The sequence below is a fragment of the Gilvibacter sp. genome (genome assembly GCF_965601605.1).
GTDB lineage: Bacteria > Bacteroidota > Bacteroidia > Flavobacteriales > Flavobacteriaceae > Gilvibacter.
Window position 1 is genome coordinate 1 of the sequence record NZ_CBFCWJ010000027.1, and the last position, 14,354, is coordinate 14,354.

Here is a 14,354-nt window from a genome sequence, read left to right on the forward strand (position 1 = left end):
CAGTTGGGCGATTAAAGAGTCCGCGTTGGGCGGGATAGGGTGGCCGCACGCGCACTTCCGGGCGCTGGCCTTCTATAGAATTGATCAGGGCTGTTTCCTCTCCGCAGATATAAGAACCCTGCGCTTGAATGATCTTAAATTCAAAATCGAATCCTGAGTTCCCAATATTGCTGCCCACCAGACCGCGATCTTTAAGGGCATCTATGGCTTGCTGCACAATTTCAACAGCTTCCGGATATTCTGCGCGGATATAAAGAATACCGTGATTGGCTCCGGTTACATACCCGCTCACCAACATACCGAAAAGCACCGAATGCGGCTGCTCTTCGAGCAAATAACGGTCTGAATAAGCACCGGGATCGCCTTCATCTGCATTACAAATAATGAACTTTACAGGGCCTTCTGCATTGCGACAAAACTCTAATTTGAGTCCCATTGGGAAACCAGCTCCGCCACGACCACGCACGTTTGAGGTCTTGATCTCTTCCAAAACATCTGCGGAATCTTGAGCCAAAACGGCCAACCATGGTTCGTAATAGGTGTCCACATCGGTGAAGTCTGCCGTCAAAATGGCATCGTGACTCGCGGCCACATTATAGCGATCGCTGTGATTTTCGCCATCACCACTTACAATCTTATCCAAGGCATCAATGGCGCCATCCAGAGTAATTATGTCCCTTATAATGAAAGGCCGAATTCTCATGGCATCTGCCCAAACAGCACATATGACCAATTTGATCGTCCGTGAACTGTTTTTTCAATTCCTGAATGGACTCCGGGCTGAGTTCCTGCACATTCGCAAGCGGTCCCGTTACAGACATAAACCTGTTTGCCTTTGTTATCCGGGTTTCAGAAAATCATAAAAGGTGGCCGTCCCGTAGGTATTGGCTTTCCCAATCAGGAATTCATCGGCCAAGAGGGCCAAAGCCTCCTCGTCTGGGGTTCCGGCGGGTTGCGCCAAATTTCCCAGCTTGTCAAAGAGGTTTTCCTGCAGGCCTTTTCGACCTAAAAGTTCACTTAAATTTTCTGACATGGGTTAACTCGCTTTAATGTTGTTTAGTGGTTTGTTTTTTATGCGCTGCGGATGCGAATAGCAAGTTGCACGTCCGTCGCGGCAGAATCCCATCAAGGTAATGCCCAACTCTTTGGCGTAATCTACCGCTAAAGAAGAAGGGGCAGAAACGGCGGCCAAAAAGGGGATTCCGGCTTTAAATGCTTTTATACTGATCTCATAGGAAATACGACCGCTTACCGTCATGGCTTTCGCAGCTTTGAGCTGTCCCTGCTGCAGTAAATGACCAATGACTTTATCAACGGCATTGTGTCTCCCGATATCTTCTGCAGCTACCAAAAGGGCACCAGAAGCGTCAAAGGCTGCGGCTGCGTGAGTGCCTCCCGATTGTTTAAAGTCAAACTGCTGCTGATTCATTTTAGCAAACATGGCGCTAAAGGCCGGGCCATCAAAAGTGATGGGTTCGTCCAGCGTTTTGCCCAAGAAACCTTGTTCTGACAGCTCCGTCTTTCCGCAAATTCCACAGGAAGAAACAGATAGCAAGGAACGTGAATTGGAATAACCCGCTCCGAGTTTATCCTCTGGAATTTCCAGATCTACCACAGTGACAATGCCGTCCTCGTTCTCTTTGTGCAGCACCACCTTAGGATGGAAGCTCGTATCATTGATCACCGCTTCACTGTGGAGCATCCCGCGAATCAAGGCCTTATCATCACCAGGAGTCCGCATGGATAGGGTAAAAGGCTTGCCATTGATGTTGATCTGCAAAGCCTCTTCCACCGTCAATGCATCCACCACGCGCTCGGCCTGTTGGTGGTCAAATTTCTTGCCTTGATAGTTTCGGGTTGCCATGATTTTAGAGCTCTAATAAAACGCAGAAAATCAAACGTTTACTAAATATACGGGTTTTTCAAAATTAGATCAGTTGTATTACTTTCAGTCGGCTGTTAAAATAGCCCGCTGATGTTTCCTTCATTGTCAATATCAATATTCTCTGATGCAGGATGCGCCGGTAGCCCAGGCATACGCATCATATCTCCTGTTATAGGGACTAAAAATCCGGCGCCAGCGGCGATCTCAATTTCACGAACCGTGAGGGTAAATCCACTGGGTCGTCCTATTTGCTTTGGATCGTCAGAGAGTGACTTTTGAGTTTTGGCAATACAAACTGGGAGGCCTTCAAGTCCCAGATCGGCTATGGTCCGTAGGTTCTTTTTGGCTTTAGCCGCGTATTCCACATCGGCAGCTCCATAGATCTTTGTAGCAACAGCCTTGATCTTGTCCATCACAGGCATATCCCAACTGTACATGGGGGTAAAATTCGCCTCGTTCTCTTCAATGATATCCACTACCTGTTGTGCCAGATCCATTGCGCCTTTTCCGCCTTTGGCCCAAACTTCTGCCAAAGAAACGCGGACGTTCTTGTTAGTCGCAAATTCTTTGATACAAGCAATTTCCGCATCGCTGTCAGACACAAAACGATTGATAGAAATGATCGGAGTAATGCCAAACTGCATTACGTTTTCCAAGTGTTTTTCCAGGTTGGGTAAACCGTTCTTTAAGGCACCAACGTTCTCTTCAGTCAGATTCTTTAGATCGGCTCCGCCGTGATACTTAAGGGCCCTAATCGTTGTAGTGATCACCACTGCTTTAGGAGCGATTCCTGCACTTTGACATTTGATGTCTAAAAACTTCTCAGCACCCAGATCTGCGCCAAAACCAGCTTCGGTTACCGTATAATCAGCTAGAGACATTCCCATCTTTGTAGCCAGAACGGAGTTGGTTCCTTGCGCAATATTGGCGAATGGTCCTCCGTGAATAATGGCTGGATTGCCTTCAATAGTCTGTACTAAATTGGGCTTTACAGCTTCTTTCAGTAGGGCCGCCATAGCACCTTGAACTTTTAGATCGCGGGCATAAATGGGTTCTTTTTTAAAGGTGTAGCCTACAAAAATATTCCCTAAACGGCGCTTGAGGTCTTCCATATCCGCTGCCAAACACAAGATCGCCATGATCTCAGAGGCTGCTGTAATGTCAAAACCAGTTTGTCTTGGAACTCCAGAAGTGGTTCCGCCCAAACCGATCACGATATTACGCAGCGAGCGGTCGTTCATATCCATCACACGTTTCCAAACAACGGTGCGCGCATCAATGCCTAAAGAATTGGTCTTGCTTTGAATGTTGTTGTCAATAACCGCTGCCAAGAGGTTGTGCGCCTTTTCAATGGCAGCAAAGTCTCCCGTAAAATGCAGGTTGATGTCCTCCATAGGTAGGACCTGAGAATAGCCTCCACCCGTGGCTCCACCTTTGATCCCAAAGACAGGCCCCAAACTTGGTTCACGCAATACTACAATGGCTTTTTTGCCAATTTGATGCAAACCTTCAGAAAGGCCAATGGACATGGTGGTCTTCCCTTCACCGGCAGGCGTGGGTGAGATGGCTGTTACCAAGATCAGCTTGCTTTGCGCTGCCTTTTCTGGGTTGATAATACTGTGTGGTAGTTTGGCTTTGTGTTTACCGTAGAGTTCAATGTCGTCGGGGCTGAGGCCCAACTTTCCGGCAATGTCGCTAATGTGTTGTAGCGTACATTGCTTGGCAATGTCAAGATCCGTCATGTGCAGTTTAGTTAGTTCAGATTCAACAAAACTAGAGAACGATTCCAGCTTTGTAGGATATGAAGATAGCAAAATTTTATATGCAAAAGGGCGAAATCCCCCTAGGAGTCAAGCGTTAGCAAGGATTTATAGTCTTCTGGAGTGTTGATGTTGCGCAATTTAGAAGCTTGAGCACCTGTATATTCTAAGATCTTTGGGTTACAGGCACTTACTGCTGGTTGCAGCTTTAAACGCCCGTTTTTAATGGCCTTTTCAAAGCTCGGGAGGCAATCTTTGTGATAGCAGCCTACCAACGGATGCGCGTCTTTTGCCGTTTTGGCGTGTATGGCTTTAAGCTGCGGATGGATACTATTTATTAAAGATTCAATAATCTCTGAATCCACCAAAGGAGCATCACAACTTAAAACTAAGTTCCAAGGAGTTTCTGAGCGATGCAATCCGGAGTACAACCCACCAAGAGCTCCCGAGTCTGGAATTAGATCTGGAACGACTTCCAAGCCAAATTCGGCATAGCTCGGTTTGTTTCCGCAGAGATAAACAGTTTGACAAAACGGTTGCATTTGCGCAATGATTCGCGCTAAAAAGGTCTGGCCTTTATAGTCCAAAAAAGCTTTGTCAGCACCCATCCGTTTGCTGTTTCCGCCACAGAGAATTATGCCATTTAGAGGAGTCATTTATGCCCTAGGGAATTGTTTGCTGAGTTGTGCTAAAAGCTTATCACATTCACTGCGGATGTGATTGAATTGCGCCACCATTTGCGCGCCTGCTTCTGTAAGTTGCGCTCCACCGCCATCTTTTCCTCCTACGGATGTAATTACCAAAGGTGAAGTCGCTGTTGCGTTCATTTCGTCCAATAAACGCCACGCCTTTTTATAAGATAATGAGATGCTTTTTGCTGCTGCAGAAAGTGACCCAGTGGCTTCAATAGCTGTTAAAAGTTGTACTCTACCGTTACCCATGAGGGTCTGTCCGTCTTTCTCTATCCAAATCCGCGATTTAATTTCTAAGCTCATGCATTAAAGGTCGTCATTTCTGATCATTTGAGGTAAAGTTTTGTAAAAACGATAAGCTTGATAAGGCTTTACCCGTCTGTGAATCAAAAAGTTCACCTTTGAATTGTAATAGAATACAGTCTCATGTATTTGGTTATAGTAAGCACGGAAAGCTGCAGAGAAGTCTGCAGCTTTTTATTTTTTCACTTTTTTCACTGCGGTATAAAATAGGCCTGCTGCTATCGCAGGTGCTTCACTCAAACATCCACTGGATGTTTGGTTTCTATGAAACATCGTTCAGCAAGGTCATCGAGTGGCGACACCGAAGGTGGCGTTGTATCGAGATGACATTTAAAAAGATTGCCTTCCGCTTCCGCGGCTACTCCGTTCAAAAGCCCACAGGGCTTTTGGTTTTTTCAAAACATCACTTCGCAATTTTTCCCATTGCGGCAAAAAGTAGCCTTTTCTTTCAAGGACAAGTCCTTGCACCTCTTTTTCATACTTTTTTTCATCGCCAAAAAAAGTATGCAAAAAAGTCTAGCCGCCTTGAGAAGTAATTTAGCACTGAAGTGCTAAACCACTCGGTTTTTCTGAGTCGCGCGCTGCTCTGCAGCTGATGCGCGAACTCGCACCGAACAAACCTCGTTTTACCTGAACAGGCGGCGGTTTTACAAGAAATAGAATCCTCAGTTGCAACGGGAATCGCGACAGGCGACATGACTATTTGTCCTTAAAACCAAAAAGGCTTGACTTTTGACTAACTTGAAGGGTAGAAAACATCCCATATGGCAAGTAAAGCATTGCAACTCGATAAAATCAAAAGCGATAAGCGCAAAAAGGTTACTATAGTACAGGCATTTAAAACCATCATTTGGCCGCGAAGGAATTTGGTCTTCATCGGTTTGGTATTGATTGTTTTGAGTCGATTGGCTGGATTGGTGCTTCCGCTGCAGAGTAAAACCTTACTGGATGAAGTTGTTCCAAGTAATGACCTAAGCCAGCTTTGGACGCTTTTGGCCATAGTCCTCGGAGCTATTGTAGTACAAGCAACCACCTCCTTTTTACTCACGCGAATCTTGAGTGTTCAGGCGCAGTATCTGATCTCAGAACTGCGGGCTCAAGTGCAGAAAAAGGTCCTTTCCTTACCCATTAGCTTTTTTGACAATACAAAATCCGGAGCGCTAGTAAGCCGTATCATGAGTGATGTGGAAGGCGTTCGTAACCTAATTGGAACTGGCTTGGTGCAACTGGTTGGAGGAACCTTTACTGCCATTATTTCCTTGGTTTTATTGATCAATATGAATGCCCTGATGACCACCTTTGTGTTTATTCCCGTGGCGATTTTTGGCTTTGTGGCCTTAAAGGCTTTTAAATACATCCGCCCGATATTTAGAAAGCGCGGGGTGATCAACGCGGAGGTTACCGGGCGTTTGACAGAGACCCTTTCTGGAATACGGGTGATCAAAGGGTTTAATGCAGAAGATCAAGAGAATAAATCCTTTGAAGAAGGGGTGGAGCGCCTCTTTCAGAATGTAAAAAAGAGCTTAACGGCCACAGCGCTGATGACCAGTTCCTCTACCTTTTTGTTGGGCTTAGCCTCTACAGGAATTATGGGAATAGGCGGGTATTTTATGATGGGTGGCACTATGACCACGGGTGAGTTTTTATCATTCACCTTGCTGCTTGGTTTTATGATCGCTCCTATAGTTCAGATGAGTAATATTGGAAGCCAACTCACCGAAGCTTTGGCCGGTTTGGACCGTACGCAAGAGCTTATGAATATGGAGCCTGAGCAAGATGACACCTTACGTCCAGAACGCTTGGATACTCTTGAAGGGGAACTGCGCTTTGACAAAGTAAACTTTGCTTATGAGGAAGGCAAGGCTGTATTACACGACATTGACTTCAACGCACCCAAAGGCAGCGTGACGGCCTTGGTGGGTAGTTCCGGTTCTGGAAAGTCAACTATTGCCGGTTTGGCTGCGAGTTTCTTAACTCCGGAAAGCGGAACCGTCTGGGTAGATGGCAAGGACCTTAGTAAAGTGAATTTGAACAGCTACAGACAGCATTTGGGTGTTGTTTTACAGGACGATTTTCTCTTTGAAGGAACCATTAGAGAGAACATTCTCTTCCCAAGACCGAACGCCTCAGAAGAACAACTGCAGGCCGCAGTCAAAGCTGCTTATGTCAATGAATTTACAGACCGTTTTGAAGACGGTTTGGATACCTTGATTGGCGAGCGCGGTGTAAAGCTTTCTGGAGGACAGCGCCAAAGAATTGCCATTGCCAGAGCCATCTTGGCAGACCCTAAAGTGATCATTCTGGACGAGGCGACCTCCAACTTAGATACCGAGAGTGAGGCGCTTATTCAAAAATCCTTGGCCGCTCTCGTCAAAGACCGAACCACCTTTGTGATCGCTCACCGTTTGAGCACCATCCGTCAGGCAGATCAAATTCTGGTCATAGAAAACGGCCGCATTGCAGAACGCGGAGATCACGATGAGTTGTTAGCCAAGAAAGGTAGGTATTTTGATCTTTATACTTACCAAGCTAGGATTTAACTTTACGGTCATCGAGTGATTTTCGCGAAGCGGAAATAGTATCGAGATGACATTTAAAAAGATTGCCTTCCGCTTCCGCGGCTACTTCGTTCAAAAGCCCACTGGGCTTTCGGTTTTTTCAAAACATCACTTCGCAATTTGTTAAGAAAAAAGTATCGGAGAAAAAAGAAAAATAAATTGGTTTGCGGTACTCACCGCAACAAACAGACCAAGCTTCAATTAAGAAGCAACTATGCTAATCCAAATTGGTAAAACGACACTTTAAGATATATTTAAACCAAACGCCAGGCTATTCTCCTATCTTTGAATATCTACTTATTAATTCTAGTTAATCAAATACCTATGAAAAAACTTTACACTTTGATTGCACTTTTTGTTTGTGGTCTGACCTTTGGGCAGATCGTTAACCCAACGAGTGCAACTACTACATTCAACCCTGATTTTGGGACTGATTTGACACGAACTTATGATGGAACTGGATTGTTCTCCTTTCCATCAGTGACGGCAGAGCATGAAGACACTACACCAACAAACAGTTTTGTGGCTTTAGAAGTTGCAGGAACTATTGACTTTGATCTAGGAGGAACTTTTGATATTGACGGATTGGCCTTTTGGAACCAAAATGCCGGAGGACCTTCTACTGACGTAGGAGTAAACGGAGTAACCTTTTATTCTTCTACAGACGGAGTAACCTATGTGGAGATTCCGGGTGCACCAACAGCTTTTAATGAGGTGTTAGTTGCTCCAGCACCACCAGAAGTGCGCTCATTCCCAGCTGTTACGGCTTCCTTTATTCGTATGGAAGTGACCAGTAACCACGGAGGAACTGGAAGCGGTTTTGCAGAGATCGCTTTTGCTGCTGGAGTACTTTCTATCCAAGATTTTGAACTAAACGCAGGCATCCAAGCTTATCCGAACCCAGCCAATAATGTGATCTCCCTTGCGGGACTTAGCGAGGCTAAGGAGTTTGTGATCTACAATGTGCTTGGAGCGCAAGTGAAGTCTGGTGTTGCCAACAACAATCAGCCTATTCAGATTGATGAGTTGACTCCAGGGATGTATTTCTTAAAAATAGATTCTGGGAATACTGTTAAGTTTATCAAACAATAATATTATTCACTTTTTGTGATGAAAAACCCCGCGTCGAAAGGCGCGGGGGTTTTGTTTTTTACGGTCATCGAGTGATTTTCGCGAAGCGGAAATAGTATCGAGATGACATTTAAAAAGATTGCCTTCCGCTTCCGCGGCTACTCCGTTCAAAAGCCCACTGGGCTTTTGGTTTTTTCAAAACAACAATTCGCAATTTTTCCCATTACGGCAAAAAGTAGCCTTACGGTTATCGAGTGGCGACACCGAAGGTGGCGTTGTATCGAGATGACATCTAGAGGTCAGTCTTTAATTTTAGCAGCGAGTGCTGCATCTTTTTTTGCTTATTCTTTTGTCACTTTTCCCATTGCCGCAAAAGTGACCAAAAGGTCTAGCCCCTTCAGAGTCTGTTTTTTCGCTCCTTCTTGTTATATACTTCGAAGTCGCTCCAAACCATTCGCAAAATCTGAGTCGTGCGCTGCGCTGCAGCTTACGCACGACATCGAACCAATCTTTGCTCATGACAGACGGCGAAGGGGCGGGTTATAATTACAGGCACATTACGGAATTCCGCAAAGAAAAACCCTCCAAAAAAGTAAACTTTACTACAAATTCATAAATACACACTTTAATTGCTATATTTAGGCTAAGACAAGAAACTCCCCATTCCTTGAATCTAGACGATTTGAGGGTGGGGAGTTTTATGTTTTTTAATCTTATAAACTGTTGCTCGTCATATTGTAATTAGTAATGTCAAAACAAAAAATGAATGGAAAAAGAAGCTGTAATAAAACAATTACAAACCTGGACAAATAATATTCCACTAATTGTTCTTGGTAGCGGAGCTTCTGTTCCTTTCAATCTTCCTTCAATGTGGACTCTGGGAGTTTTCTTGAAAAACTCAATAAGTTTTACGGATATTGATGACCAAGCCCAATTTGAAAAGTTTAAAGACAAATTTGACAAAACTGGGGATTTAGAAACAACGCTTACGAAACTTCAACTAAGAGATAAAGTACTTGCTGAGATCGTTGATAAAACTTGGGAACTAGTCAATGAATCAGATTTAAAAGCTTACGAGAAATTTATCAATAAAGAAATTGAATTTCCCTTAGCCGAATTATTAAAATACTTCTTAGACACAGCAGGTAAAAAAGTTTCAATTATCACAACGAACTATGACAGGCTAGCTGAATATGCTACAAGTCTTTCTAAAGCCATTGTGTGTAGTGGTTATGCTCAAAGTCATATTGGACACTTCTCAAACAATATTCAATCCAACAATTTGGCTTCTTTAAATGGTTATAAAGGACAAGTAAACATTTGGAAAGTTCACGGTTCGTTAGACTGGTTTAAATCTAATGAAGATGAAAATATTCAACTTCCGTTAAGACATAGAATTCCTAAAGACTATCGTCCTTTAATTGTAACACCTGGCTTAAGCAAATATTCTGAGACACATAATGAACCTTATAGAACAATTTTTACACAAGCAGACTCAGAAATTGAGAATGCCAATGGATTTTTATGTATTGGTTATGGGTTTAATGACACTCACGTTCAACCAAAACTAATTGAACAAATAAAAAATAATAAGCCAATTATTGTCATAACTAAAGAACTTACCGAAAAGACTAAACAATCAATCATCGATAATAACTGCCAAAAGTACTTACTTGTCGAAGAGGCTAATTCTAAAGATACCAGAATCTATTCTTCCAAATTTGGAGAATTTGTAATTGAAGATACTAGTTACTGGGAATTAGGAGAATATTTAAAACTAATCATTTCATAAACAGGACTATGGCAATATTCCAATTTGAAGAATCTACAAAAATCGGTACAGTTTTTAGTGTTGACACTTCTACTCTAATCGTCAAAGTTGAACAACTTGAGAAGCTAAGAAAACTGCAGGTAAATCATTTAATTGCTATAAAAAGCTCAAAAGCTGGACAACATCTAATTGGTATTATAAACCGAATTACACGAAAGGTATCGGACGATGAGAATCCAGTTTCTGATGATTTAGGTCTTACTAATTTTTTACTTACAGAGAATATTTTAAAAGTTAACCTAATTGGAACTTTAATAGATAAACATGGCGAGAAAGAAAATCTGTTTAAAAGAACTTTAGATACTGTTCCCGAAATTGAAGCAAACTGTTTTCCTATTGATGGAGAAAATATTACGAAGTTTATGCGTACGATATCATCGAAGGAAAATTATGATATCCCTCTTTCACTTGGTAAATACTCAATTGACGAAAACGCTGAAGCCTATCTAGATGGCGATAAACTTTTCCAAAGGCACGCTGTAATTGTTGGTAGTACTGGTTCTGGAAAATCATGGTGTGTGGCAAAATTAGTCGAGCAAATTGCAAAACTTCCAATGGCAAATTCAATTCTTTTTGATATTCATGGAGAATATAGTGGGACTGATTTCAAAGCTGATGGAATTCAGCATTTTAAGATTGCAAACCCTTCAGATTTAGGAAAAACTGGCAATCTTGAAAACAATGTTCTTATGCTTCCTTATTGGCTTTTGACATATGAAGAAATGCTAGCAATGCTTTTGGACAGAAGTGATAGTAATGCGCCAAATCAGGCAATGGTCTTTTCTAAAACAGTATTTAATGAAAAAATTAAATATTTAGAAAGTATTGGAGATACAGAGTTTAAACATAGTATAACCATAGACAGTCCAATACCATATAAACTTGAAGATGTACTTGATGAAATTAAACGATTAGATACGACAGACAAGCAACCAGGTGCAAAAGCTGGTACAACAAAAGCAGGTCCATTTGTTGGGAAATTGACACGATTTATTCAAAGACTTGAAGCTAAAAAACAAGATAAAAGATTAGGCTTTTTATTTCAAGTTACAAAGGATGAACTAGAAATCGACTGGATGAATAAATTATGTAATTCATTAATGCAAGGTTCCAAACACAATACCCAAAAATCAGGTATAAAAGTTATTGATTTTTCTGAGGTTCCTTCAGACGTCTTGCCGCTAGTTATAGGCTTAGTAGCTAGGATTGTTTTCACAGTTCAACAATGGACAGCAAATGACAAAAGACATCCGATTTGCTTGTTGTGTGATGAAGCACATTTATATATTCCTGAAAGAACGAGCCAAGATTCAGCGACTGAACTCGGATTGAAAAATTTTGAAAGAATTGCGAAGGAAGGACGAAAGTATGGAGTAAGTCTTACCGTCATAAGTCAACGACCAGCAGAAGTAAATCGAACAGTTCTTAGTCAGTGTAACAACTTTATTTCATTGAGATTGTCAAATGCAGAAGACCAATCAGTTATAAAGCGTTTACTTCCTGATAATCTTTCAGGCTTAACAGATGTATTACCAATTTTAGATATTGGAGAAGCTCTAGTTGTCGGAGATTCATCACTTTTGCCAACAAGAATACTAATAGATGAACCAACGATTAAACCACAAAGTGCTACAATTGACTTTTGGAAAGAGTGGAGTAATGAAAAAGCAGAGCAAGATATTCCAAGTGCAGTTATTGGACTAAGAAAACAATCGAAGTAAAAAGCATGGAAAGATGAATTGGATTAAAATTTTAAAAGCATACCGTCAAGGTAAATTTGATAGGTATTACTATGGACTCACCCCTAGAATGATTATAGGGGCAAGTCAGAATCCCATGGGAAGTACTTTTGAAAATGAGGAAATCGCTTACAACAGAACTTTTGAAATGTTTCAGGAAATGATTGAATACAATGAAGATGGGCTAGTTGTTACTTCAAACTATTGTGGAATTCATAAAGGCCCGGTTTTATCATTAACAGAAGGCAATTTGGCCTCTCATTCTCTTGGAACTAGTTTTGACATTATTTGGGATAGATATGGAGAAGAAATTATTTCAGGTGAATTTGGTATCTCAGCTTACGATAGAAAAGTATTAATGAAAATAAGCTAAATACAGTTAATTCTAAAAGATCAAAGAATTGGAAATAAACGGAGAACACATAGCAACAGCGTTTTTAAGTTGTAGTTTAAGACACGAGGATCGTCCTTTTGTTCAATATATCCAAGAGATATTAAAAGCTCATTACATTAAGCCAATTGGAACAGTAGGACAATTTACTGCCGCACCCACTAATGTTGCCGAATCAATGAGAAAGAATATTCCTCTGGCTGATTTTGTAGTAATTGTAGCTACTCCAAGATACGTGCAGCGAGAAATAAATAATGAACATTCTTATCAAAGTATTTCAGAAATGATACATGTTGAAGCTGGAATGGCGCATATGGCTGACAAACCAGTTCTTTTATTTGTTAAGGAAGGAACTAAGGTTGGAAATTTCTTACCTAACATAACTCAGTATATAACTTTAAATGGAGCTCAAGAGGATTTAAATAATAAGTGGCGCTTAATTAACAGCTTAATCAAAAACTCATGCGATATTGTACGTCAGAAAAAAGCTGACGCTCAAAATAGATATTTGCTGAATGCGCTTAAAACAGGTCTTGCCATTGTTGGTGGATTTTCAATATTAAGTTCGATTGTAGGAGAGGACGAACATGAATAATTATACATCGATTATTCAAAATTTAATTGACCTAGAATGAGAGAGTTTAATTATGATATTTCAAAGTTTGATTTTGACTTTTTCGGAGATTCAAAAATTGATGTTTTTTTAGAAGAAGAATTAATTCTTGAGATTCTAAAAATTGATAACTCCTTATGGCTAGTACAAACCTTTAAAATTGAGGATAATCTAATTCCGATAAGGCAAGAAAGAGCAAATAAGCTCATTCAGTTAGTAAGACATAAGACAATTGAGAGATTTGACCAAGAATTAGAAGTTGTTCTACATCCAAACTTTTTCATGGTTATTGATACTCTAAATTCAAACTAATAGGACTGAGTTGGCTACAAAAACTATTTCCTGCGAGCTATGCTCTCAGCTATCATTCCCGCATGAACCCTAGAATTCTCAATAAACCACTCGTTGGTTTTCATGCCGCCACAGACTACGCCGGCTAGGTATACGCCGGGCTGGTTAGATTCCATAGTGGCTTCGTTATAAATGGGTTTACGTAGGGCGTCTTTAGAGAGTTCCACGCCCAGGTTTTCTAAAAAGGTAAAGTTGGGTTGGTAGCCGGTGAGGGCCAAGACATAATCATTGGGTAATTCAAAGTCTCCTTCTGGGCCGCGGAGGCTAATGCGGTCTACTAAGATCTCGGTAATGTTGGTGTTGTAATGGGCCTTAATGCTGCCCTCGGCAATGCGGTTTACAATGTCTGGGCGCACCCAATATTTTACGCGCTCGCCTATGTCGTCACCGCGGACAATCATGGTCACGTTTCCGCCTTTGCGGTAAATTTCTAACGCTGCATCTACGGCAGAATTGCTCGCGCCCACAACGGCCACTTCTTGGCGGGCATAGAAATGCGGATTGTTGTAATAGTGGGCCACTTTGGGGAGATCTTCTCCAGGCACGTTGAGCAAATTGGGCAGGTCATAAAAGCCAATGGCTACCACAATATTATCTGCTAAATAGGCGCCTTTGGAGGTGTGTACTTCAAAGCCAAGGTTGAGACGTTTCACTTCAGTTACTTTCTCAAAAAGCTGCATGCGCAGATCACGGCTGGTCACTATGCGACGGTAGTATTCTAAGGCCTCGGCCTTAAGCGGTTTGGCGTTTTTGGAAATAAACGGAATGCCGTCAATCTCTAACTTTTCTGAAGTGGAAAAAAAGCTCATCCCCTCCGGGTAATTGTAAAGCGAATTGACAATACAGCCCTTTTCAATGATAGCATATCTAAGGCCCTTCTTTTGCGCCTCAATTCCGCAAGCTATGCCTATTGGGCCTCCTCCAATTATAAGTACGTCGAATTTTTCCATCCTTCACAAATTTACGAATCATTAAACCAAAAAAGCGTCGCTGCTTATGGCAATTGAGGTTTGTTCGGTTCGATGTCGCGCATAAAGTCGCAGAGCGACGCGCGACTCAGATTGCCGAACGTTAAGAATTAGTCCAGTGGACTAATTTAGTGAGGTAGGGAAGGGTTAAAGACCATTTTCCGCTTACGCGGCTACTCCGTTCAAAAGCCA

Annotated in this window: 14 protein-coding genes and 1 pseudogene; 8 read left to right on the plus strand and 7 right to left on the minus strand. The window is 41.9% G+C overall.

The window, feature by feature from the left end:
- From ACSLP7_RS07375 to ACSLP7_RS07400, 6 genes and pseudogenes are all read right to left on the minus strand, one after another.
- Nucleotides 1-703, minus strand: a pseudogene (locus ACSLP7_RS07375) (NADH-quinone oxidoreductase subunit L); the annotation flags it as partial.
- Between the two features lie 135 nt (nt 704-838).
- Nucleotides 839-1,033, minus strand: a complete 195-nt coding sequence (locus tag ACSLP7_RS07380) for a hypothetical protein (RefSeq protein WP_435578704.1) — start codon at nt 1,031-1,033, stop codon at nt 839-841.
- A 3-nt stretch (nt 1,034-1,036) separates the two neighbouring features.
- Nucleotides 1,037-1,864, minus strand: coding sequence for a formate dehydrogenase accessory sulfurtransferase FdhD (gene fdhD / locus ACSLP7_RS07385; RefSeq protein WP_435578705.1), 828 nt, complete (start codon nt 1,862-1,864; stop codon nt 1,037-1,039).
- 95 nt (nt 1,865-1,959) lie between these two features.
- Complete coding sequence (locus ACSLP7_RS07390) at nt 1,960-3,627, minus strand: formate--tetrahydrofolate ligase (protein WP_435578706.1); 1,668 nt, start codon at nt 3,625-3,627, stop codon at nt 1,960-1,962.
- A gap of 101 nt (nt 3,628-3,728) precedes the next feature.
- Entirely contained in the window at nt 3,729-4,301 is a 573-nt protein-coding gene (mobA, locus tag ACSLP7_RS07395) for a molybdenum cofactor guanylyltransferase (RefSeq protein WP_435578707.1), read from the minus strand.
- Nucleotides 4,302-4,640 (minus strand): winged helix-turn-helix domain-containing protein, encoded by a 339-nt coding sequence (locus tag ACSLP7_RS07400; protein ID WP_435578708.1) that lies wholly within the window; start codon nt 4,638-4,640, stop codon nt 4,302-4,304.
- A 251-nt stretch (nt 4,641-4,891) separates the two neighbouring features.
- Here ACSLP7_RS07400 and ACSLP7_RS07405 point away from each other — a divergent pair, with 251 nt between their 5' ends.
- The 8 genes from ACSLP7_RS07405 to ACSLP7_RS07440 all read left to right on the plus strand — a co-directional run bounded on the left by ACSLP7_RS07405 (nt 4,892) and on the right by ACSLP7_RS07440 (nt 13,155).
- The gene (locus ACSLP7_RS07405) at nt 4,892-5,176 is read left to right on the plus strand and encodes a hypothetical protein (protein ID WP_435578709.1); all 285 of its coding nucleotides are present in this window, start codon (nt 4,892-4,894) and stop codon (nt 5,174-5,176) included.
- Nucleotides 5,177-5,404: 228 nt separating this feature from the next.
- On the plus strand, nt 5,405-7,180 hold the full coding sequence (locus ACSLP7_RS07410; protein WP_435578710.1) for an ABC transporter ATP-binding protein: 1,776 nt from the start codon (nt 5,405-5,407) through the stop codon (nt 7,178-7,180).
- Nucleotides 7,181-7,522: 342 nt separating this feature from the next.
- Complete coding sequence (locus tag ACSLP7_RS07415) at nt 7,523-8,290, plus strand: T9SS type A sorting domain-containing protein (RefSeq protein ID WP_435578711.1); 768 nt, start codon at nt 7,523-7,525, stop codon at nt 8,288-8,290.
- Nucleotides 8,291-9,035: 745 nt separating this feature from the next.
- Entirely contained in the window at nt 9,036-10,061 is a 1,026-nt protein-coding gene (locus ACSLP7_RS07420) for an SIR2 family protein (RefSeq protein WP_435578712.1), read from the plus strand.
- A gap of 8 nt (nt 10,062-10,069) precedes the next feature.
- On the plus strand, nt 10,070-11,821 hold the full coding sequence (locus tag ACSLP7_RS07425) for an ATP-binding protein (RefSeq protein ID WP_435578713.1): 1,752 nt from the start codon (nt 10,070-10,072) through the stop codon (nt 11,819-11,821).
- Between the two features lie 13 nt (nt 11,822-11,834).
- Entirely contained in the window at nt 11,835-12,212 is a 378-nt protein-coding gene (locus ACSLP7_RS07430) for a hypothetical protein (protein WP_435578714.1), read from the plus strand.
- A 28-nt stretch (nt 12,213-12,240) separates the two neighbouring features.
- Nucleotides 12,241-12,825 carry a hypothetical protein gene (locus ACSLP7_RS07435; protein WP_435578715.1) on the plus strand — a complete coding sequence of 195 codons (585 nt, stop codon included), beginning with the start codon at nt 12,241-12,243 and terminating at the stop codon, nt 12,823-12,825.
- Nucleotides 12,826-12,861: 36 nt separating this feature from the next.
- A complete protein-coding gene (locus ACSLP7_RS07440) occupies nt 12,862-13,155 on the plus strand; it encodes a hypothetical protein (protein WP_435578716.1) in 294 nt (97 codons plus the stop codon).
- A gap of 23 nt (nt 13,156-13,178) precedes the next feature.
- Here ACSLP7_RS07440 and ACSLP7_RS07445 read toward each other — a convergent pair whose 3' ends face one another.
- Nucleotides 13,179-14,144, minus strand: a complete 966-nt coding sequence (locus ACSLP7_RS07445) for a YpdA family putative bacillithiol disulfide reductase (protein ID WP_435578717.1) — start codon at nt 14,142-14,144, stop codon at nt 13,179-13,181.
- Nucleotides 14,145-14,354 lie beyond the last annotated feature (210 nt).